Origin of the sequence: Winogradskyella poriferorum, from assembly GCF_050618035.1 — a bacterium.
In the GTDB taxonomy this organism is placed as follows: Bacteria; Bacteroidota; Bacteroidia; order Flavobacteriales; family Flavobacteriaceae; genus Winogradskyella; species Winogradskyella poriferorum_A.
This window is the reverse complement of record NZ_JBODPY010000002.1, coordinates 25,273-45,657: the sequence shown is the minus strand read 5'-3', so window position 1 is coordinate 45,657 and position 20,385 is coordinate 25,273. Positions and strand designations below refer to the sequence as shown.

General features: G+C 33.4%; 23 protein-coding genes. 8 read left to right on the top strand and 15 right to left on the bottom strand.

Annotation, left to right across the window (positions count from 1 at the left end):
- Positions 1 to 153 precede the first annotated feature (153 nt).
- From ACRHOC_RS05040 to ACRHOC_RS05000, 9 genes are all read right to left on the bottom strand, one after another.
- On the bottom strand, positions 154 to 1,890 hold the full coding sequence (locus ACRHOC_RS05040) for an FG-GAP-like repeat-containing protein (RefSeq protein WP_431157501.1): 1,737 nt from the start codon (positions 1,888 to 1,890) through the stop codon (positions 154 to 156).
- 77 nt (positions 1,891 to 1,967) lie between these two features.
- Entirely contained in the window at positions 1,968 to 2,783 is an 816-nt protein-coding gene (locus ACRHOC_RS05035) for an enoyl-ACP reductase FabI (RefSeq protein ID WP_431157500.1), read from the bottom strand.
- A gap of 55 nt (positions 2,784 to 2,838) precedes the next feature.
- Positions 2,839 to 4,491 (bottom strand): DNA repair protein RecN, encoded by a 1,653-nt coding sequence (gene recN, locus ACRHOC_RS05030; RefSeq protein ID WP_431157499.1) that lies wholly within the window; start codon positions 4,489 to 4,491, stop codon positions 2,839 to 2,841.
- Positions 4,492 to 4,607: 116 nt separating this feature from the next.
- Entirely contained in the window at positions 4,608 to 5,495 is an 888-nt protein-coding gene (locus ACRHOC_RS05025) for a DUF4835 family protein (protein ID WP_431157498.1), read from the bottom strand.
- Positions 5,488 to 6,699, bottom strand: coding sequence for a bifunctional phosphopantothenoylcysteine decarboxylase/phosphopantothenate--cysteine ligase CoaBC (gene coaBC / locus ACRHOC_RS05020; protein WP_431157497.1), 1,212 nt, complete (start codon positions 6,697 to 6,699; stop codon positions 5,488 to 5,490). Before coaBC ends, ACRHOC_RS05025 begins: the two co-directional genes overlap by 8 nt.
- A gap of 6 nt (positions 6,700 to 6,705) precedes the next feature.
- Positions 6,706 to 7,032 (bottom strand): DNA-directed RNA polymerase subunit omega, encoded by a 327-nt coding sequence (locus ACRHOC_RS05015; RefSeq protein ID WP_431157496.1) that lies wholly within the window; start codon positions 7,030 to 7,032, stop codon positions 6,706 to 6,708.
- Between the two features lie 17 nt (positions 7,033 to 7,049).
- Positions 7,050 to 7,850 (bottom strand): outer membrane protein assembly factor BamD, encoded by an 801-nt coding sequence (locus ACRHOC_RS05010; protein WP_431157495.1) that lies wholly within the window; start codon positions 7,848 to 7,850, stop codon positions 7,050 to 7,052.
- A gap of 108 nt (positions 7,851 to 7,958) precedes the next feature.
- Positions 7,959 to 8,843 (bottom strand): 4-hydroxy-tetrahydrodipicolinate synthase, encoded by an 885-nt coding sequence (gene dapA, locus ACRHOC_RS05005; RefSeq protein WP_431157494.1) that lies wholly within the window; start codon positions 8,841 to 8,843, stop codon positions 7,959 to 7,961.
- Positions 8,843 to 9,361 (bottom strand): DUF6913 domain-containing protein, encoded by a 519-nt coding sequence (locus ACRHOC_RS05000; protein ID WP_431157493.1) that lies wholly within the window; start codon positions 9,359 to 9,361, stop codon positions 8,843 to 8,845. The genes dapA and ACRHOC_RS05000 overlap by 1 nt, the downstream gene beginning before the upstream one ends.
- A 70-nt stretch (positions 9,362 to 9,431) precedes the next feature.
- Between ACRHOC_RS05000 and ACRHOC_RS04995 the strand changes: the two genes are divergently transcribed.
- Genes ACRHOC_RS04995 through ACRHOC_RS04985 form a run of 3 tightly spaced genes read left to right on the top strand, consistent with a single transcriptional unit; the run spans position 9,432 to position 11,551 of the window.
- Complete coding sequence (locus tag ACRHOC_RS04995) at positions 9,432 to 10,193, top strand: 5'-nucleotidase C-terminal domain-containing protein (RefSeq protein WP_431157492.1); 762 nt, start codon at positions 9,432 to 9,434, stop codon at positions 10,191 to 10,193.
- 2 nt (positions 10,194 to 10,195) lie between these two features.
- Positions 10,196 to 11,110 carry a bifunctional metallophosphatase/5'-nucleotidase gene (locus ACRHOC_RS04990; RefSeq protein ID WP_431157491.1) on the top strand — a complete coding sequence of 305 codons (915 nt, stop codon included), beginning with the start codon at positions 10,196 to 10,198 and terminating at the stop codon, positions 11,108 to 11,110.
- Between the two features lie 57 nt (positions 11,111 to 11,167).
- Positions 11,168 to 11,551, top strand: a complete 384-nt coding sequence (locus ACRHOC_RS04985; RefSeq protein WP_431157490.1) for a DoxX family membrane protein — start codon at positions 11,168 to 11,170, stop codon at positions 11,549 to 11,551.
- Here the strand turns inward: ACRHOC_RS04985 and ACRHOC_RS04980 are convergent.
- The 5 genes from ACRHOC_RS04980 to ACRHOC_RS04960 all read right to left on the bottom strand — a co-directional run bounded on the left by ACRHOC_RS04980 (position 11,548) and on the right by ACRHOC_RS04960 (position 16,327).
- Positions 11,548 to 12,288 carry a hypothetical protein gene (locus tag ACRHOC_RS04980; RefSeq protein WP_431157489.1) on the bottom strand — a complete coding sequence of 247 codons (741 nt, stop codon included), beginning with the start codon at positions 12,286 to 12,288 and terminating at the stop codon, positions 11,548 to 11,550. The genes ACRHOC_RS04985 and ACRHOC_RS04980 overlap by 4 nt on opposite strands.
- Positions 12,289 to 12,387: 99 nt before the next feature.
- Positions 12,388 to 14,382: an NAD-dependent DNA ligase LigA gene (ligA, locus tag ACRHOC_RS04975; protein WP_431157488.1), complete on the bottom strand. Its 1,995-nt coding sequence runs from the start codon at positions 14,380 to 14,382 to the stop codon at positions 12,388 to 12,390.
- A gap of 1 nt (position 14,383) precedes the next feature.
- A complete protein-coding gene (locus ACRHOC_RS04970) occupies positions 14,384 to 14,965 on the bottom strand; it encodes a TIGR00730 family Rossman fold protein (protein ID WP_431157487.1) in 582 nt (193 codons plus the stop codon).
- A 4-nt stretch (positions 14,966 to 14,969) separates the two neighbouring features.
- Complete coding sequence (prmC, locus tag ACRHOC_RS04965) at positions 14,970 to 15,833, bottom strand: peptide chain release factor N(5)-glutamine methyltransferase (RefSeq protein WP_431157486.1); 864 nt, start codon at positions 15,831 to 15,833, stop codon at positions 14,970 to 14,972.
- A gap of 2 nt (positions 15,834 to 15,835) precedes the next feature.
- Positions 15,836 to 16,327, bottom strand: coding sequence for a GNAT family N-acetyltransferase (locus ACRHOC_RS04960; RefSeq protein WP_431157485.1), 492 nt, complete (start codon positions 16,325 to 16,327; stop codon positions 15,836 to 15,838).
- Between the two features lie 66 nt (positions 16,328 to 16,393).
- Between ACRHOC_RS04960 and ACRHOC_RS04955 the strand changes: the two genes are divergently transcribed.
- From ACRHOC_RS04955 to ACRHOC_RS04935, 5 genes are read left to right on the top strand one after another with little or no spacing between them, the layout of a single operon-like run.
- Positions 16,394 to 16,849, top strand: coding sequence for an LEA type 2 family protein (locus tag ACRHOC_RS04955; RefSeq protein ID WP_431157484.1), 456 nt, complete (start codon positions 16,394 to 16,396; stop codon positions 16,847 to 16,849).
- Positions 16,850 to 17,863, top strand: coding sequence for a bifunctional diaminohydroxyphosphoribosylaminopyrimidine deaminase/5-amino-6-(5-phosphoribosylamino)uracil reductase RibD (gene ribD / locus ACRHOC_RS04950; protein WP_431157483.1), 1,014 nt, complete (start codon positions 16,850 to 16,852; stop codon positions 17,861 to 17,863).
- 1 nt (position 17,864) lies between these two features.
- Entirely contained in the window at positions 17,865 to 18,476 is a 612-nt protein-coding gene (locus tag ACRHOC_RS04945; RefSeq protein ID WP_431157482.1) for an HAD-IA family hydrolase, read from the top strand.
- On the top strand, positions 18,473 to 19,324 hold the full coding sequence (locus tag ACRHOC_RS04940; protein WP_431157481.1) for an EamA/RhaT family transporter: 852 nt from the start codon (positions 18,473 to 18,475) through the stop codon (positions 19,322 to 19,324). Before ACRHOC_RS04945 ends, ACRHOC_RS04940 begins: the two co-directional genes overlap by 4 nt.
- 5 nt (positions 19,325 to 19,329) lie before the next feature.
- Positions 19,330 to 19,932, top strand: a complete 603-nt coding sequence (locus tag ACRHOC_RS04935; RefSeq protein WP_431157480.1) for an IMPACT family protein — start codon at positions 19,330 to 19,332, stop codon at positions 19,930 to 19,932.
- Here the strand turns inward: ACRHOC_RS04935 and ACRHOC_RS04930 are convergent.
- On the bottom strand, positions 19,927 to 20,334 hold the full coding sequence (locus ACRHOC_RS04930; protein WP_431157479.1) for an acyl-CoA thioesterase: 408 nt from the start codon (positions 20,332 to 20,334) through the stop codon (positions 19,927 to 19,929). The genes ACRHOC_RS04935 and ACRHOC_RS04930 overlap by 6 nt on opposite strands.
- Positions 20,335 to 20,385 lie beyond the last annotated feature (51 nt).

The following is a 20,385-nucleotide window of genomic DNA, read 5'->3' as shown; positions in this document are numbered from 1 at the left end:
GTAAGAATTTTTTTAAGTTAGTATACTGTTAAAAATATATTATTATTTAAAAACTTTAACACAAGATTAAAGTAAATCGTTAAAAATCAATAAACATCGATTAACTGTATTGAATAATAAATATTTAAAATGAAGAGATTCTCAAATTATAAATCAACTTTTAATGAATTTTAGAACCAAGTGATTATCATTTGTGTCTTTGGCATTAATGAAATAAACTCCATTAGATAAATTGTCAATTTCTAAAGTGAATTGTCTTTTATTAATATCCTTTTTCTCCAAAAGAACTTCACCTACTAATGAAATAATTTTAAAACTTATTATGGGAAATCTAGCACTGAGATTTAATTGTTCCCTTACTGGGTTAGGAAATATTTTAAAAACTTCTTCTTTATCTAATGATTCGATAGATAAACTTATACCTTCTACTATATTGAGCGTTTGATTTGCCATAACATTATAAAAAACATCCTCGATTCCACTGAGCCATTTCACTTTTACATAATCTACGATGTCATTGGTTCCTATACCAAAATTTTCCTTAAACGAATTTTGTGACAAATAACTTTCTCCATTAATAACGTATCGATATTGCTTATTGCCCTCTACCGAAATTTCAATTACAGAGCCCACACCATCCTTGTTGCTTTGTGTCCCAATTAAATTGATTGAAAGGTAATTGTTTAGTGAAGTAGACTTATTATTCCATAGATTTGGTAATGTATTTAGATTATTTATTACTATTATATCTGTTTTACCATCATTATTTGAATCACCTATGGCACTGCCATAACTACGATATTGATTATTCTCAAACCCTATATTACTTGGAGTAGAGAATGTTTCAAATGATTCATTTTCATAAAATGCGAATGATGGGAAACCGTCACTAGAAATGTAGGAGCAACTTACATATAAATCTAAATCACCATCATTTTCTGCGTCCAAAAAATTGGCGCCCCAAGACCAACTATTTAATTGAGTTCCAGTTGAAATAGCCACATCGGTAAATGTCTCGTCTCCATTATTTCTATACAGTACACTACCATCGGTAGTGGTTGTACCCGCATTACTTGGGGTATTTGTTATGTAAATGTCAAAATATCCATCGGAATTATAATCATCTATAGTAACTGACATTGCATCAACTATAATGCCTGTTCCAGATTCCGCGCTAACATCTGTAAATGTACCGTTACCATTATTTTTATAAAGAAAATTTGGAAATTCTTTGTCATTTGATACATAAAGATCTTGCCAGCCATCATTATTAAAATCAAAGAAACTAGCACAAAGAGTAAGTGCCGGTGTATTAGCTAATCCTATAGAGTCGGTTACATTTGTAAATGTGCCATCACAATTGTTTTGAAACAAATAGTTGGAAACAGCATAGGCGCTAACTCGATTAGACAAATATAAGTCTAAGCAACCATCATTATTTATATCTCCCCATGTTACTGCATAAGTTTCTAAATTGTCTTCTGGTAAACCTGCACTAGTAGTAATATTCGAAAACAAACCAGTCTCTTTTTGTTTAAAAAGCCTATTTCCATTTGTATCGCTAATCACAAACAAATCTTTATCACCATCATTATCAAAATCTACCCATGATACACCTCTAGTCTGGTAGGTAATTTGATTAGTTAGTAACAGTTCTTGAACAAAAAAACCATTATAATTTTTGTAAAATCGTAAGGGGACTCCATTTCCAGATGGTAAGGTGATATCGTCCCAACCATCACCATCATAGTCTACAAAACTTAGCCCATTGCCATTACCAATTGAACCAGTGTGTTCAGTAAGTCCTGCTATAGATGCATCATCCTCAAAAAGAATTTGACCTGAAAGACCTATTGAAAATAATAATAACAATAAACTAATTCGTTTCATCATCAAAATTTTAAAGCAATATAAAAAAAGCTGTTTTTACAATCCGCATAACAACGTTAATTGAATTATTAAAACGTTTAATCGTTATCCATAAAAACATCCATAACCGCATCACTCACGCCCATATTGCTAAATCCACCGTCATTATATAAATTTTGAAGTGTAACACGACGTGTTAAATCACTGAACAGTGTCACCGTATAATTGGCACAATCTAATGCTGTAGCATTACCAAGTGGAGACATCTTCTCAGCATAAGCAATAAAGCCATCAAACCCTTTTACACCACTACCCGCAGTAGTTGGTGTTGGCGACTGCGAAATTGTATTTACTCTTACATTTTTATCTCTTCCAAAGAAGTAGCCAAAACTGCGAGCAATACTTTCTAAATATGCTTTATTATCAGCCATATCATTATAATCTGGAAAAACACGTTGTGCTGCCATATAAGTTAACGCTACTATACTTCCCCATTCGTTCATGGCATCAGACTTATAAAGCGTCTGCATCACTTTATGAAAAGACATTGCAGAAACATCAGTTCCTTTTTGTGTCCAATCATATTTTTGATCTGTATAAGCTCTACCTTTTCTCACATTAATTGACATCCCTATAGAGTGTAAAACAAAATCTAATTTGCCACCTAGAATTTCCATGGACTTTTCAACTAAATTTTGCAAATCTTCTTCAGATGTGGCATCTGCCGGAATTATTTCTGAACCTGTTTTCTCAGCAAGTGCATTGATCTGTCCCATTCGCATAGCCACTGGTGCATTAGTTAATACAAACTGACCACCTTCTTCATGCACACGTTCTGCTGTTTTCCATGCGATTGAATTTTCATCTAACGCTCCGAAAATAATTCCTCTTTTTCCTTTAAGTAAGTTATACATACCTTAAATATTATGTTTAGTTAGTTATCTGTTTTTTAACGTTGTAAATATACTGCTAATTCAATAATTGTTTAGCATGTGCTATAGCTGATTCTGTAATATTTAAACCGCCTAGCATATGAGCTATTTCCACAATTCTATCTTCTTCATTTAGGCGCTTTAAATTGGTGGTTGTTATATCATTATGATCCTCTTTAAATACCTTAAAATGCGCATCACCTTTAGCAGCTATTTGTGGTAAATGGGTTATAGCAAATACCTGCATGGAACCACTCATTACTTTCATTATTGCACCCATTTTATGAGATATTTCACCTGAAACGCCAGTATCAATCTCATCGAACATAATGGTTGGCAATTGCATATATTCTGATAATATCGATTTAATTGCTAACATTATTCGAGACATCTCGCCACCTGAAGCTGCCTTCTTTAAGGTGCTAAAACTCGAACCCTTATTCGCCATAAATAAGAACTCTAAAGTATCCTTACCATTCTTATTAAAACCGTCTGTTTTTGAGAGCTCAATCTTAAATTTGGCATTGGGCATTCCTAATTCGTCCAGTATAATTTCTAACTTATTTATAAGCTGTGGTATTGCTTTCTGTCTGGCGTTATGAATTTTTGACGCTACCGAATTGAGTTTCGATTCCAATTCAGACAACTCATCTTCATACTTAGCAATTGTCTCATCTAAATTTTCAGTATTTGCAACCTTAAGTTCTAGAGATTCTTTAATCTCTAATAATTCCTCGGTGGTATCAACAGCATGCTTTTGAAATAAGTTATAAATGATTTGAAGTTGTGAGTTAATCTTTTCCAACGCTGTGGGATCCGTAACTAGATCCTCATGCAGACCTTCTATTTCAACTAAAATATCATTCAACTCAATGTCAATGCTCTGAACACGATCGTACAATGCATTATAATTTTGACTGTAACCAGAAATCTTACTTAATTCTTGTTTTATAGTATTAAGTTGGTCAGACAAACCAATGTTTTCGTTAGAAATTATTCCTCTGGTATTACCGAGTCGCTCACTAATCTCTTCTACGTTATTAAGGGTTTCATATTGAGATTCTAAGTCTTCTAAATTAATACTATCGAGATTAATCTCGGATAACTCCTTTAGTAAAAAAGAATTATAGTCGTACTCCTTGAGCATTTCAGCTTTAGAAGTTTTTAATTCTTCCAATCCTTTTAATATAGTTTTATACTGACTTAACTTGGTGCTATAATCCTCTAAATTATTCTTGTTCCCAGCAAGTGCATCGATTATCTGAAACTGGTATTCATCTTGAATCAATTGTTGTGTCTGATGCTGAGAGTGAATATCAATAAGGTACGAACTTAGTGCTACCAAACTATCTAAAGTTACTGGAGTATCATTAATAAATGCACGAGATTTACCTGAAGGCAATATTTCCCTTCTTATTATAGTGTGCACATCATAATCTAAATCTAGTTCAGTAAAGAGACCTTTAAGGTTATACCTTGCAATATCAAAAGTGGCTTCGATAACACACTTCTCATTTTTACTTTTAATCTGACTAAGATCAGCACGCTTACCTAGGACTAACGAGAGCCCACCCAATAATATCGATTTCCCAGCTCCTGTCTCTCCTGTAATAATCGAGAAACCATTATTAAAATCGACATTTAATTGATCGATTAAAGCGTAATTTTTTATGTGTAAAGTTGAAAGCAATACAATATTATTTATAACAAAATTAAACGATTCCTAAAATAATTAGAAGTGCCAAAAGAAAAACTTGTGCACTAAATATTAGATTCCTTAAAGAACTCGGTAAAAATGATTAACTACTAAAATTTAATATTACGCCATTTTTGTGAATATGTCGGCGCTATTCGATTTAAGGTATCCATGGTATCCGTAATATTAATGCTAGGTCCACCCGAAAGAATATCCATAATTTCATCGGATTTAGCATCGAAGAATACACGCATTAGAAATGAATTTGGGCGTCTACGATGAATTTTTTGCAATTCATCTAACACAGCAACAACCTTGGTTTTTCCCTTCTTAGTGTCTTCATGCATGACATCTAAACCATTAATATGATACTCATACATGGTAGTTCTAAATTCCTTAAACGTAGGTGACATTAAATTATCGATTAAAGCAAATCGAGATTGTAACCCATCCTCGAGTTTCCAACCTTGGCCATTTAATTGTTGGGAGTAATTAGCTATAGTCTGTGCTTGTTTAAAATACTCATCACCACCATTTAAAGCGAAGGAATCTCCATCCATTCCAAGAATCATGTAAACATGAAATGATAAAACAGAAATCAAATTAGACTCAAACTGAATTGGATTATATACTAAATTCTGAAACTCTAAATATTGGAAGTTAAAGTTTCTGTCGTTATAATTATAAATCGGTGTATTATATGTTGAGTTATACACAGGACGAGAAGACGACACCTGTAATGTAGCAGCGAAGAGATCGTTGTTATATTCTTGTACATTAATGACCATGTTACAATCAATACGCTCTTGTTGGCTGAAATTTTTATCGGTCCATTGCGTATTACTTATAAACTCATTCAACTGACTTTCTAGGTTCCTAAAAACAACATTATTATCGTTACCTGTTTGTTGTGCAATAACGGTTACGGTACAATTAAGCTCCTGAGAAACAATGCTTAAGGAAGTAATTAAAGATAAAAAAAGTAAAAAATTACGCATCTATTTGCTTAAGAATTTGTTGCATTAAATCACTGGCTACCTCAGCCTTAGATTTAAGCTCGTGTTCTACTATATCGTTACCCGAAGTTATAAATGTAACTTTATTTGTGGATACTCCAAAACCAGCCCCTTTATCTTGCAAAGAATTAAGTACAATTAAATCTAAATTCTTAGACTGCAGCTTACCCTTTGCATTTTCTAATTCGTTATTAGTCTCTAAAGCAAAACCTACTAAAAACTGTTTGTCTTTTATTTCACCACAAGACTTTAGAATATCCTTTGTTTTTTCGAGCTCTATTGTAAACGTAGAATCTTTCTTTTTTATTTTTTGATCTGCCACATTTTTTGGTCGGTAATCCGCTACTGCTGCCGAAAGGATAGCTATGTCTGAGTCTAAAAAATAGTTGTGTACCTCATTATACATGTCCTCTGCACTGATTACAGGTTTTAAATCGACATTGTCATGAGTAATAGATTGATGTGTTGGGCCAGTTACCAATATTACTTGTGCACCTAAATTTGCTGAAGCTTTAGCAATTTCAAAACCCATTTTCCCACTTGAATGATTCCCAATAAATCTCACTGGATCTAACGATTCATAAGTTGGCCCGGCTGTTATAAGCACCTTTTTTCCTCTTAAGGGCAATTGATCCAAAATATCCTTTTCAATAAAATTTATAATGGTTTCAGGCTCAGCCATACGACCTTCACCAACCAAGCCACTTGCTAACTCTCCAGTACCTGCAGGAATCATTTTATTACCAAAAGAAATCAGTTTAGAAAATGACGTTTTAGTCGATTGGTGTTTATACATATCCAAATCCATCGCAGGAGCAAAATAAACAGGACATTTTGCAGAAAGATAGGTTGCAAGAAGAATATTGTCACATACTCCGTTTGCCATTTTCGCTAGTGTATTTGCAGTGGCAGGAGCAATTACAAATAAATCTGCCCATAAACCTAACTCAACATGGTTATTCCAAACTTGGTTATCATCTGTTTCATCAACAAATGATGAAAAGACTTCGTTTTTAGAAAGTGTAGATAAGGTTAATGGCGTAACAAAATCCTTAGAAGCAGGTGTCATAACGACTTTAACGTTCGCACCTGCTTTTATGAATAATCGGACCAATGAGGCCGATTTATATGCGGCAATACCAGCGGTAATGCCTAATAAAATGTTTTTGTCTTTTAAAATAGACATTGAAGTTTATTCCTGAGTGTCCTCAGTGTTTCTATGATAGATCTTATCATCTAACCACTCTTTAACAGCTAAAGCATGTGGCTTAGGTAATTTTTCATAAAATTTAGATACTTCGATCTGCTCCTTATTTTCAAAGATCTCCTCTAAGCTATCATTGTAAGTTGCAAATTCTTCTAACTTATCAATTAACTCACGTCTTATATCCGTGTTAATTTGTTCAGCACGTTTAGCAATAACAGATATGGCCTCGTAAATGTTATCTGTTGGTGCATCTACAACATTTCTGTCATAGGTTACAGTTGTTACTGGTGCATCGGTCTTCTTTAAATCCATCTTAATTAAGATTAACTTTAACTTTTAGTTATTAATGTGTTTTGACCTGTTTCAAGGTCGCTTTTCATAGTTGCTACTTCCTCAGCATACTTTGTGTCTGGAAAGGATTTCATTAAGCCATTTAAATAATTTAAGGCATCATCTACACGTTCCTCCTTTAACCTGTCTATACTAAATATAGCCAATCTATAAGCCGAATCTAGTCTGTAAAACATTGCATCTTCACGCAATGATGTCCCTGGAAACTCCAGTAAAAAATTATTAAATGATTTAATTGAAGCTTTGTAATCTCTAATCAAATTATATTGTTTAGCGATTTCATAAGCCTTCTTTTCTAATTTAAAATCTAATTCGTTTACAAGTTTGTTTGCATCTGCTACGTAACTTGATGTAGGATACAAATTAATAAACAATTGTAACTTCTCAATAGCCTCAATAGTTTCTTTTTGCTCTTTAGTGTAAACTGGTGAATTGTAGAAATAGCCTTTTGCAGAGAGAAATGCTGCCTCTTCAGCCTTTTCACTACTTGGATAAATATCTACAAACTTATCGAAATGATAGCTCGATATATAATAGTCACCCATTTCGTAAGAGCACATAGCATGCATAAAAGTCAACTTCTCAGCTTGTGGCTTACCTCTATAGCTAGGAATGATTTGCTCAAACAAACGAAATGCTTTTGCAAACTTGCCTTCTTCGTAAAGATCGGTTCCCATCTTAAATTTATAAGCAGTATCTTCAGATTTTAATGCTTTCTGATAATCACTGCATGAGGCCACAATAATTGACAGCAATGCTATGTAAAGTGCTTTCTTCATAAATTTTAAACAGATTGCAAAAGTATGCATAAATAACGGATTTTGAAAACTTATATTATGAGCTAAAATAGCCCATGAGATCACACGTTAATAGGCTTTATATTAAGTTTAACTTTTACCTAAATCGTTTAGTGCTTTTTTAATTTGATTTTGTAGCTTTTCTGTAGCCGGAACTAATGGCATTCTTACGTGATCATTAGATATTCCCAGATGCTTACAAACTGCTTTAATACCTGCAGGATTATTCTCCGCAAAAATCATTGCAGTAATTGGCATTAATGCAAAATGTAATTTGTAGGCTTCTTTGGCTTTACCAGCTAAGCCTAAACGTATCATGTTCGAAAATTCTTTGGGTAATCCTTGTCCAATAACAGAGATAACTCCTGCACCACCGGCAAGAACTACACCTAGTGCCAAATCATCATCTCCCGAAATAATGAGAAAATCATCAGGTTTTGTTCGAAGCAACTCCAAATATTGATGCACATTATTTCCCGCCTCTTTTACCGCAATAATATTTTCAAAGTCATTGGCTAATCTTATTGTCGTTGAAGGCTCCATATTTTTTGAAGTTCTACCTGGTACGTTGTATAGAATTACAGGAATTGGTGAAGCTTCTGCGACTGCCTTAAAGTGTTGATAAAGCCCTTCTTGTGTAGGCTTACTATAGTATGGAGAAACGGATAATAATGCGTCAATAGATGTTAAATCTGTTTGATTAATCTCTTCTATAATTGACGTCGTATTGTTTCCTCCTATTCCTAAAACAAGCGGTAACCTCCCATTATTGATTTTAACAATAAATTCAATAAGCTGCTTTTTTTCGGCAGGTGTAACGGTTACACTTTCTCCTGTAGTACCACTGATCACAAGATACTCAATACCGTTTTCAATATTATACTCAATAAGACGAGTCAATGCATCAAAATCTATGGATAAGTCCTCTTTGAAGGGTGTAATTAATGCAACTCCTGTACCTATAAATTGGTTCATTATAATTTTTTTAAGATGTTTAAATACTTTCGAAATTCTACTTTAAAAATGTCAAAATCTGAAGGTTTGATGTCGATTATTAAATCATATAAACGTTCATCTTTTCGCGATATACCAACTTTTAAATTTGCTTTAGATAGTGTTGTTATTAAATTAAGTAAAACCTCATTTGTTTTAAAGTAACTAATTAACACATCATAATCTTCGTCGATAAAAGCCTGTAAATCGGTACTATTAATTTTACCCTTCCAGCCTATGTCTTTTGGACTAAAATAAGTTTCCCATTGACTACTTTCATGTTTATCGTCCATGGTAAACGCAACAATTTTATGTTTAGGCGATGTTAGGTTTAACTCCTTAAAATATGATCTAAAAGCTTCAAAATCAGTAAATTCATCTAAATTCAGTAGTACAGCAATAGTCGCTACCTTTTTGTTATTCACAGTTCCTTTTCGGTCCTTCAATAGTGAATTAACATATTTTTGATTTGATTTTGTCTTAAATGCCTTTAAAATCATTTATTTTTGACTTTGTGCAAATGTAGCAAAAGCACATTCATTTTTTCATAAACAAATTTTAAGAATTTTAATGTCTCCTAAATACGCGTCCCTATTAGTAATATTGGTCTTTATCTTTTCTTGCAAAGAAGATGTTTATCTAAATAAAATTGAAGGCAAACGCCTTGAAATAAATGAAGACCTTGCAAGTGACAGCGCCATTGAAACATATATTGAGCCTTATCGTCAAAATGTAAATCGTAATTTGGATAGTGTCATATCATATGCTCCAGAAACGTATTCAAAAAAAGACGGAAACCTCAATACAGCAATTGGTAATCTAATGGCCGATGCGGTATTCAGTGAAGCAAATCCTGTTTTTAATAAAAGAACAGGCCAAAATATTGATTTTGTTATTCTAAATCATGGAGGCATAAGATCAATAATACCAAAAGGGAATATTACGACCAGAACTGCATATAATGTGATGCCCTTTGAAAACTCTGTTGTCGTTGTTAAATTAAAAGGTAAGCAGATTAATCAAATGCTCACTTACCTGTCAAAAGCTAAAAGAGCACACCCATTATCTAATCAGATTAAAATAGAAGTAGATGCCAATTATAATGTTATCTCTGCTACTATTAGCGATCAAGAAGTCCTAGAAGACAAGACCTACTACATTGCAACTAACGATTATCTATATAATGGTGGTGATCGTATGACCTTTTTTCATCCTAATGACAGTCTTTATGTACTAGACTATAAGATAAGGAATGTCCTGATTGATTATTTTAAAAAGAAAGATACGATTAGACCAATAATTGATAATCGCTTTACACAAAAACCAAATTAAAAATGCAAAGAAGAAAGTTTATAAAAAATACTGTAGCTACTGGAGCACTTATCGGTATGGGAGGTATGACATTATCTTCTTTTGCAGAAAACAAACAAAAAAGAATAACAATTCTTCATACCAACGATGTCCATAGTCATGTAGATCCATTTGGTCCTGAAGATGGGAGAAATGCCAATAAAGGCGGTGTTGCAAGACGTGCTACTTTAGTCGAAGCCATAAGGCAGGAAAATCCAAATACGTTATTATTAGATGCTGGTGATATTTTTCAAGGCACACCATATTTTAATTATTATGGCGGTGAATTGGAGTTTAAATTAATGAGCATGTTAAAATACGATTTGGCGACTATCGGAAACCACGATTTTGACAATGGTATCGATGGACTTTATGCCCAATTACCTCATGCCGATTTCGAATTTGTCTCAGCGAATTACGACTTCAAAAATACTGTAATGGATACACATGTAAAGCCCTACAAGATTTTTGTAAAGGATAGTATTAAAATTGGTGTATTTGGACTTGGAATTCAACTTGAAGGCCTTGTAGAAAAGCGCATGTTTAAAGAGACAGTATACCTCGACCCTATTGAAATTGCGCAAGATATGTCTCGAACTTTAAAACAAGAACATAAATGTGATTTGGTAATTTGTCTTTCGCATATTGGGTATTTCTACAAAAAATTTCCGGAGAAAGTATCGGACTTAAATTTAGCAAGAGCAACAAAAGATATTGATTTAATCATAGGTGGTCATACTCATACTTTTCTTCCAAAACCGACAATCGAGAAGAATAGTGTTGGTAAAAATGTCCTCGTTAACCAAGTTGGAGCCTATGGTCTTTATTTGGGCCAAATAGACTTTTATTTTGAACCTGGCAAAGAAACAGAAGCTCAAGGGACGACAATATTAGTTTAATCATTTGTAAGTTGTTGGTAATTCTGCGTCTAAGACTTCAAACTAAAACTAATCAAAATGAAGTCAAAAAAAATCATTCTTATTCTTAGAATCGCAGTTGCAATTATTTTAATCCAAACTCTTAGGTTTAAATTTACAGCGCATCCAGATAGTGTTTACATATTCGAAACGGTTGGGCTTGAACCTTTTGGCCGTATAGGAATTGGTATACTCGAATTAATTGCAGGTATACTTTTACTTATACCAAAATCAGTTTGGATGGGTGCTTCATTATCATTAGGACTTATGGCCGGAGCAATTATGATGCATTTAACCCAACTAGGGATTGAAGTAAAGGGTGATGGAGGCATACTTTTTTATACAGCGCTAATTACATTTACACTAAGTGGAATAATTTTATATTCTGAAAGGAAAAGTATTCCCTTTTTGAAACTTAATTAAGCCTCTTCTAATTGTTCTTCTACATATTCTGGTTCGGGACCCGTAAAATCATCCTGAGACTGCATGTAGAAAAACACAAAGGCCACTACTAAAAGGAAAGAATAAACAAACCCAAGTATATTATCATTAAACACGTAAAAGTAGGCCAATTGGATAATTTCAGAAAATACAATACAAATTGACCCTAAAAGAAGCAACATTGATTTATTATCATTGCGATACATATAGTTAATTAAAGCAATAGAAAGTAAAACCATTACGATAGCATTATAGGAATACTCCAATACATATTCATAAACACTCAAAGTACTAACAGCTGTGGCAGTGACTAAAGAGACGCAGAAAACGTCAAGAATTATTAAAATAATAATTGGTACAGAAAGCTGAGAAAAAACTTGCTTAAAATTTAATTGGATTAGCATCTTTAATGATAAAACCGAATACGCAATTATGAATAGTATATTGGTTAAATAATAAAAGTAATCCACATCTCCTTCATATACCTCTGGTCCAAACCATGCTCCAAAGCTAACAACTTGAGCTATCGTATAGATTATTAAGAACCATAAAAAATATTTGTTTTTCTTATCTGTCCATTTCAAATAAACAAAGGTGAGCAAAACCAAGACTATTGCACTTATAGCAGCACCTTCGGTCTCAAAGGTCATTCCTTGAAACACGATGAATATACCGCCTAATAGCAACAGTAAACCTTTTAATATTTTGCTAAATACCATTTATAATCCCTCATTATTGAGCCAAATATAAAATTATTTTACAATTAAACGGTAAAAAAATGCATTTTATCGATAAAATACGTATTTTTTTGTAAGAATTTATTTCAAAAGGTCTAAAAAGCCCTGCTCTGTTAGGATGGGTATATTTAAGTTTTCTGCTTTGGTTCGTTTACTTGGACCCATTTTATCACCTGCAACCACAAAACTTGTCTTAGATGAGATCGATGATGAGACTTTTCCACCATTGTCTTCAATTAGTTTTTTGAGCTCAGTTCTAGAAACGGTTTCAAATACTCCTGAAACAACAAAACTATTACCCTGAAGTTTGTCGGTCTGATTTGCTAGCTTCTCTGCTGAGATTTCAAGTTGAACACCAAAAGACCTTAACCGTTCTACAATTCTAATATTCTCTAAATCACCAAAAAAGTCAATCACACTTTCAGCAATCCGCTCTCCTATTTCGTCTACAGCAACTAAATCTAGAATCGTTGCGTGCATTAAGGCATCTATAGTCTTATAATGTTTGGCCAATTTCTTAGCAACAGTTTCACCTACATAACGTATACCTAGTGCAAACAGAACACGCTCAAATGGAATTTGTCTTGAGGCTTCAATGCCATTAATTAAATTTTCTGCACTCTTTTCTGCCATACGATCCAGTGGGATAACCTGCTCCACCTTTAACTCATATAAATCTGAATAGTTTCTTATTAGACCTTCGTTAACCAGCAATGCTACTGTTTCCCCTCCTAAACCTTCAATGTCCATAGCCTTGCGAGAAATATAATGTTGTATACGTCCAATAACCTGTGGTGGACAACCATTATAGTTAGGACAATAATGCTTTGCTTCACCTTCTGGTCTAACCAATGGTGTCTCACATTCTGGACAAACATCTATATACTTTGTAGCTACCGACTCATTTGGTCTTTTACTTAAATCTACTGCAATGATCTTTGGGATAATCTCTCCACCCTTCTCAACATAAACCTCATCTCCTACTCTAATATCCAATTTTTCAATCTGATCTGCATTGTGTAAAGAGGCTCTTTTAACAATTGTGCCAGCCAATTGAACAGGTTCTAAATTAGCAACTGGTGTTATTGCACCTGTTCTACCTACTTGATATGTAATTTCATTTAACCGTGTAGAGACTTGTTCTGCCTTAAACTTATAGGCCATTGCCCAACGTGGAGCTTTAGCCGTAAATCCTAGCTCCTCTTGTTGATAAAGGCTATTTACTTTTATAACAACACCATCAATTTCATATGGTAATTCATGTCGATGTTCTTCCCAATACGCAACATAATTTAAAACCTCATCGATGGTATTCACCAATTTTGCCTCCTTAGGTACCTTAAAACCCCATTCTCTAGCTTTATCTAAACCTTTAAACTGAGTAGACACATTAAGATTATTGCCCTTTATACTATATAATAAGCACTCTAGTGGACGCTTTGCAACTTCCGCACTGTCTTGAAGTTTTAAGCTTCCAGAAGCTGTGTTTCGCGGGTTTCTATAGGGTTCTTCATCATTCGCAATACGTTCTTGATTCATTTTTAGAAAACCAGCAATTGGTAAAATAATTTCTCCTCTAATATCAAATCGATCAGGATAATCACCTTTAAGTTGCAAGGGAATCGTAGGAATGGTTTTGACATTTGCAGTCACCTCATCACCTTGCACACCATCTCCTCTAGTAACTGCTCTAAGCAATTGCCCATTTTCGTATGTTAGATTCATAGATGCACCATCATACTTAAGCTCACAGGTATACTGCACATCACCATCCACTAGCTTCTTTATGCGTGTTTCCCAATCCAATAAATCTTCCTTCGAATAAGAATTATCTAAGGAGTACATTCTAAAATCATGAACAATGGTCTCAAAGTTTTTGGTTATAGTACCTCCAACGCGTTGCGAAGGTGAATTAGAATCAAAAAACTCTGGGTGTTTTTCTTCTAAATCCTGAAGGGCTTTGAGTTTCATATCAAACTCATAATCACTTATTGTAGGATTATCGAGTATGTAATAATTATAGTTATGTTGACGAAGCTCGTCTCTGAGTGTTTCTATTTTTGATTTTACGTCCATTTTATAAACCTTCTTTATTCAACCATTTAGGTGTTGGAAGTGGGGTGTAATTGTTCATTTTAGTGAGTAGTCCGTCTATCGTATCATCAACAACCACAGCATCTAGATTCCGTTGTTTTAAAAAACCACGTTCTACCATTTTGTTGCATTGTTGAATCAACGCATCGTAATAACCGTTTATATTTAAAATTCCAATGGGTTTTGTATGCAGACCCAACTGTCCCCAAGTGGTAATCTCAAAAAACTCATCCATTGTGCCAAAACCACCTGGAATAATCATAAAGCCCTCACTCTTCTCATACATTAATACCTTACGGTCATGCATGTTTTGAGTTACGATAAGCTCAGTGAGCCCTTCATTAACGATTTCCTTGGTTCTTAAAAAATTTGGGATAACACCAATTGTTTTTCCTTTATGGTCTATTGTTCCTTGTGCAACCTTTCCCATAATCCCAATCTTTGCAGCACCATAAACTAGAGTAATATGATTCTTAGCTAATATTGCACCTAGATTATATGCAGAATCAATAATTGTTGGGTCGTTACCCTCACTACTTCCACAAAAGACTGATATACTTTTCATACAATTATTTTATACCCTTTAACATTCGATTATAAGCATTCAAATCCATAAGCAAATTAACATTCTTAAAATGCGCATCAATCAAAAGCTGTTTTGTTTCTTCACCAAGATACTGGTTAATTTCAAAATATATTTCTCCATTTGAACTTAAATGCCTAGTTGCAAAATCTATAATGGCTTTGTAAAACACTAGCGCATTATTATCTTCAACGAAAAGCGCTAAATGTGGTTCATGATCCAAAACATTTGGTTTCATTTCTAATTGCTCAGACTGTCTTACATAAGGCGGATTTGATACAATTATGTCAAAACTAGTCTCATTAAAAACAGATTGATAAGATTTCACATCTAAAATATCTGCATTTATAAAATTAATTTCTGTTCCGTTTACCATGGCATTGCCTTGGGCCACTTGTAAGGCCTCCGAAGATATATCTAAAGCATAAACCTGCGCATTACTTAGATGCTTAGCAAGGCTTACAGCAATACAACCACTACCTGTTCCAATATCTAATATTTTTAAAGGCTCGAATCTAGATTTGTTCGATTTTATAATCCAATCCACTAATTCTTCTGTCTCAGGTCGTGGAATCAAAACGTTTTGATTCACCTTGAATTTTAAACCATAAAACTCTGTTTCTCCTAATATGTATTGAATGGGTTTTTGGCTTTTCAATTCTTCCAACACCTCAAAGAAAGTATCGGTCTCTTTTGACTTTAATGTAAATTGAGGGTCTATTGAAAGTTGAAACTTTGGGATTTTCACAAAATGCTCTAAACAGAGATAAAAAAAGTTAGCTACCTCATTTGCACCGTAAATACCATCAAGCTCCTTATGAAATATGCGCTTTAGATCTAATGCCTTCAATCTTATAAATCTTTAATCATCCAAACAGAACAAGAATAATGACCTGTATCTCCCATAGGCTTATCTATACTATTAAAACCAACCTTTCTATATAATTTTCTTGCATCATCCATGTATGGCATAGTCTCTAAGTAACATTGTTCAAATCCTGCTTCTTTTGCAAAATCTAAACACATTGCCATCATTTTACTACCGAGACCTTTGCCTCTTGCTTCTGGCATAAAATACATCTTTTGTAACTCACAAACATTACCATCATAATTATCTAAAGGAGAAATACCTGCACCTCCTAGAATTTCATTACCACTTTCAACAACAAAATACCTCTTTCTTGACTCGTCATAAGTTTCTGTCATACAATCTAAAGCCTCATCCTCATAGGCTGTGCCCACTTTTGGCACACCCATTTCAATAAGAACCTTTCTTATGGCTATTGCAATTTTAGGATTATCCTTAAGTTCTATTTCTCGAATAACAATAGTATCTTTACGCACTTTAAATATTGGTTTTTAAGGCTGATTTTACGTCGGTATGAAGATAGCTATAATTCTTTTTTTTCTATGAAAAGACACCTATTGATTTTATTGTTTTTTACACTTGTTTTCAACTGTACAGTAACCGAAAAACCAGAATTTCAGGGATTAGACAAAATAAAAGTTTTAAATGCCAATGCACAAACTATAACTATTGGTGCTGATGCGGTTTTTAAGAACCCAAATGATGTTGGTGGTACACTCAAAACTGATGGCTTAAAGGTCCTAATTAATGATACCGAAGTGGCCACAATAGTCTCTGAAGTGTTTGATGTACCATCTAAGGATGATTTTACAATTCCCTTAATAGTTTCGGTATCTACAGATAGTCTTGTAGATCGCAATAGCCTAGGAAGTTTATTGGGAGGCCTCATTTCTCAAAGACTAAAAGTGAGATATAAAGGTGAAATAGATTATAAAGTATTTGGATATTCCTCTTCCTACAAATTGGATGAAGAACAAAACATTAAAGTAAAGCTATAATTGAATAAAAACGCTTACTACATAAATCGTTGTTTACAAATTGCCTCAAATGGATTAGGCACAACACGTCCAAATCCAATGGTTGGTGCTGTTGTAGTATATGAGGATAAAATAATTGGAGAAGGATTTACTAGTATTTATGGTGGACCTCATGCTGAGGTTATAGCTATAAGGTCGGTAAAAGATAAATCTCTACTTAAAAAGAGTACTCTTTACGTGATTTTAGAACCATGCAGTCACCATGGAAAAACACCACCTTGTAGTGATTTAATAATAAAACACAATATCCCAAAAGTCGTTATTGGATGTGTTGATGATAATCCTGAAGTAGCAGGTCAAGGCATTGCAAAACTTAGAAAATCTGGGTGCGACGTCATTGTTGGTGTACTCGAAAAGGAATGTAAGTATCATCATAGACGATTTTTTACCTTTCACAATAAAAAAAGACCGTATGTAATTTTAAAGTGGGCCGAAACTAGTGATGGATTCATAGCACCTATAATAAAGGATGAAAAAAAACCAGTTTGGATCACAAATAAATATTCTAGACAATTAGTGCATAAATGGCGTGCAGAAGAACAGGCCATTTTGGTTGGCGCCAATACTGTAATTGAAGATAATCCAAGTTTAACCGTTAGAGATTGGATTGGTGAGAATCCTACTCGTATTGTATTGGATAAAAATTTAAGCTTAAGTAAAGACTATTCTGTTTTTAAAAAGGACATTACTACTATCATAATTAGTGAAAAGGATATTGATTTTAATCAGAGTAAAGCGCATCAAATAGCTAATTTTCTTCATGCTTCCAATATCAACTCTGTCATCATAGAAGGTGGCGCCAAAACACTTCAAACATTTATAGACAATAACCTATGGGATGAAGCACGAATATTTGTTGGTAAGACAACTTTTTGCAAAGGTGTTAAAGCACCACACATTGAAGGTGCATTAATTTCAGAAACTTACATACTAGAAGATCGATTGAGTGTCTATTCAAATAAAAAAGTTACCTGAAATGATTAAGACATTAATATTTGATTTTGGAGATGTCTTTATCAATTTAGATAAACAAGGTGCCATGCAAAACGCATTGGATCTCTTCAAAATTGAAACGTTTGAAGCTGACATGATAAATACTAATATGTCTTACGAAACTGGTAACATCTCTACTGAGGAATTTATTAATTTTTATCGTTCAAAATTTACCTTTTTAACCCAAGAAGATATAGTGAATGCATGGAATTACATTCTTAAAGATTTCCCGAGATACAGATTAAATTTTATCCAAGACCTAGCCTCAAAAAAGCGTTTCAATCTTATTCTGTTAAGCAATACTAACGAAATGCATATTGATTATATTAAAAGGTACATTAGCTTTTACAATGCATTCAAAAACTGTTTTGATAAATTTTATTTATCCCACGAAATAAGGCTTAGAAAACCGAATACCGATATTTTTGAATTTGTTTTAGGCGAAAACAACCTTAATCCAGTTGAGTGCCTATTTATAGACGATACAGCCGAAAATACTAGGACTGCCGAAGCACTTGGCCTTCATACTTGGACAATTGATGAAACCAAGGAAGATGTCATTAATTTATTTAGTAAACATAAAGACTTGTTTTGATATACCTCTTACTAAGCATATTATCTTCTACAGGAATTTTTGTACTCTTCAAATTATTCAATAAATATAAAATCAACACCTTACAAGCTATTGTAGTAAACTATTTTACGGCTTGTTCTATTGGACTAACATTTTATGATGGTAACATAAATGTAGGCGAAATAGTAAACTCAACTTGGTTTTATGGCGCCATAGGATTAGGTTTTCTATTTATATCAATATTTAATGTTATGGCTTTAACTGCTCAAAAAAATGGCCTTTCTGTAGCTTCAGTTGCGAGCAAAATGAGTGTCATCATTCCAATAGTTTTTGGTATAGTAGTATTTAATGAAAGTGTTGGGTGGTTAAAAATTGCCGGAATAGTTTTAGCATTAATTGCCGTTTATCTAACATCTGTAAAAGAGAAAGATAATGTTGTTTTAACCCAATCTATTTATCTACCTATTATTTTGTTCTTTGGCTCCGGAACCATTGACACTTTTGTCAACTATTTTGCACCAGACGATAAAATACCACTATTTTCAGCTGTAATATTTGGGATTGCTTTTACGATCGGAATCTTTGTTTTAAGTTATAATTCCTTAAGAATGAAGCGTCATTTCAAAATAAAAAGTATTCCTTTTGGAGTCGCATTAGGCCTTATAAATTATGCTTCAATTTATTATCTATTGAAAGCGCTTAGAGTTGAAGGATACGATACATCTTCAATTTTTACAGTCAATAATGTGGCTATTGTGGCATTTTCAACTTTAGTTGGGCTTTTCTTATTCAAAGAGAAAATTTCATTTAAAAATTGGCTAGGTATTCTAATTGCCATTATTTCAATTGTAATAGTCACCCTTGCCTAAATTATATGACTGATACTTACAGAACAATCACAGAACCAAATAAAGGCGAGCTCTTTAAAGATCGAAACAGTAAGTTCTATGGTTTTGCTTTTCCAATTACTGATGAGGATGATGTCAAAATTCATTTAGAACAACTCAAAAAAGAACACCATAATGCAGGACATTGGTGTTATGCTTATCAATTAGGAACCGAGAAAATAGTCTTTCGAGTTAATGATGACGGTGAACCTAATAATTCTGCAGGTATGCCAATATATGGTCAAATTCAATCCTTTAATCTCACTAATGTACTGGTAGTTGTAATTCGATATTATGGCGGTGTAAAACTTGGAGTGAGTGGATTAATTAATGCCTATAGAAAAGGCGCAGAACTTGTGCTTAATACATCGCTTATTGAAGAAAAAACGATTAATAGAAATTTTCAGTTAAGATTTGACTATAAACATCTCAGTAAAGTACTTCGTATTTTAAAAGAAAATGACGTCGAAGTGGTAAAACGTATCTTAGAAATGGATTGTTTGTTAGAATTATCTGTCAGAAAAAGTAACTACCAATTGGTAGTTGATTTATTTAGAGATTTTTATGGTGTTAATGTTATTGAATTATAACGAATAATTCTGCAGTTTATCTAAAAGATATTTTGGGCATCGTGTAGGGCGATTCTTCTGCATATTAATAAAAGCTAAAGTTGTACTTCCAGTAGCTAATAAAACAGCATCAGAATTAACTAATTCATATTCAAACTCTATAGATGCAGTAGGCATCGTTTTTAATCGTGTTTTTACTTTAAGCACATCGTCATAACGTGCTGAATTTTTGTAGTTTATATTTAAGGAAATTACAGGGAGCATAATGCCCTCAGCCTCCATCTGGCTGTAGCTCAGGCCAAATGCCCTTAACCATTCAGTTCGCCCAACTTCAAAGTATATGGCGTAGTTCGCGTGGTATACAATACCCATTTGGTCTGTCTCACCATAACGTACCCTAATTTCGGTCTCGTAAAAATTCATTTTTGTGCGATTTTTTTATAAAAAATTCGTACTTTCAGGCGGAAATAAACA

What these genes read in the sequence shown, in the direction of transcription:
- ACRHOC_RS05040 (WP_431157501.1), bottom strand. Translation starts at nt 1,890, where the DNA reads ATGAAACGAATTAGTTTATTGTTATTATTATTTTCAATAGGTCTTTCA.
- ACRHOC_RS05035 (WP_431157500.1), bottom strand. Translation starts at nt 2,783, where the DNA reads ATGTATAACTTACTTAAAGGAAAAAGAGGAATTATTTTCGGAGCGTTA.
- ACRHOC_RS05025 (WP_431157498.1), bottom strand. Translation starts at nt 5,495, where the DNA reads ATGCGTAATTTTTTACTTTTTTTATCTTTAATTACTTCCTTAAGCATT.
- coaBC (WP_431157497.1), bottom strand. Translation starts at nt 6,699, where the DNA reads ATGTCTATTTTAAAAGACAAAAACATTTTATTAGGCATTACCGCTGGT.
- ACRHOC_RS05015 (WP_431157496.1), bottom strand. Translation starts at nt 7,032, where the DNA reads ATGGATTTAAAGAAGACCGATGCACCAGTAACAACTGTAACCTATGAC.
- ACRHOC_RS05010 (WP_431157495.1), bottom strand. Translation starts at nt 7,850, where the DNA reads ATGAAGAAAGCACTTTACATAGCATTGCTGTCAATTATTGTGGCCTCA.
- dapA (WP_431157494.1), bottom strand. Translation starts at nt 8,843, where the DNA reads ATGAACCAATTTATAGGTACAGGAGTTGCATTAATTACACCCTTCAAA.
- ACRHOC_RS05000 (WP_431157493.1), bottom strand. Translation starts at nt 9,361, where the DNA reads ATGATTTTAAAGGCATTTAAGACAAAATCAAATCAAAAATATGTTAAT.
- ACRHOC_RS04995 (WP_431157492.1), top strand. Translation starts at nt 9,432, where the DNA reads ATGTCTCCTAAATACGCGTCCCTATTAGTAATATTGGTCTTTATCTTT.
- ACRHOC_RS04990 (WP_431157491.1), top strand. Translation starts at nt 10,196, where the DNA reads ATGCAAAGAAGAAAGTTTATAAAAAATACTGTAGCTACTGGAGCACTT.
- ACRHOC_RS04985 (WP_431157490.1), top strand. Translation starts at nt 11,168, where the DNA reads ATGAAGTCAAAAAAAATCATTCTTATTCTTAGAATCGCAGTTGCAATT.
- ACRHOC_RS04980 (WP_431157489.1), bottom strand. Translation starts at nt 12,288, where the DNA reads ATGGTATTTAGCAAAATATTAAAAGGTTTACTGTTGCTATTAGGCGGT.
- ligA (WP_431157488.1), bottom strand. Translation starts at nt 14,382, where the DNA reads ATGGACGTAAAATCAAAAATAGAAACACTCAGAGACGAGCTTCGTCAA.
- ACRHOC_RS04970 (WP_431157487.1), bottom strand. Translation starts at nt 14,965, where the DNA reads ATGAAAAGTATATCAGTCTTTTGTGGAAGTAGTGAGGGTAACGACCCA.
- ACRHOC_RS04955 (WP_431157484.1), top strand. Translation starts at nt 16,394, where the DNA reads ATGAAAAGACACCTATTGATTTTATTGTTTTTTACACTTGTTTTCAAC.
- ACRHOC_RS04945 (WP_431157482.1), top strand. Translation starts at nt 17,865, where the DNA reads ATGATTAAGACATTAATATTTGATTTTGGAGATGTCTTTATCAATTTA.
- ACRHOC_RS04935 (WP_431157480.1), top strand. Translation starts at nt 19,330, where the DNA reads ATGACTGATACTTACAGAACAATCACAGAACCAAATAAAGGCGAGCTC.
- ACRHOC_RS04930 (WP_431157479.1), bottom strand. Translation starts at nt 20,334, where the DNA reads ATGAATTTTTACGAGACCGAAATTAGGGTACGTTATGGTGAGACAGAC.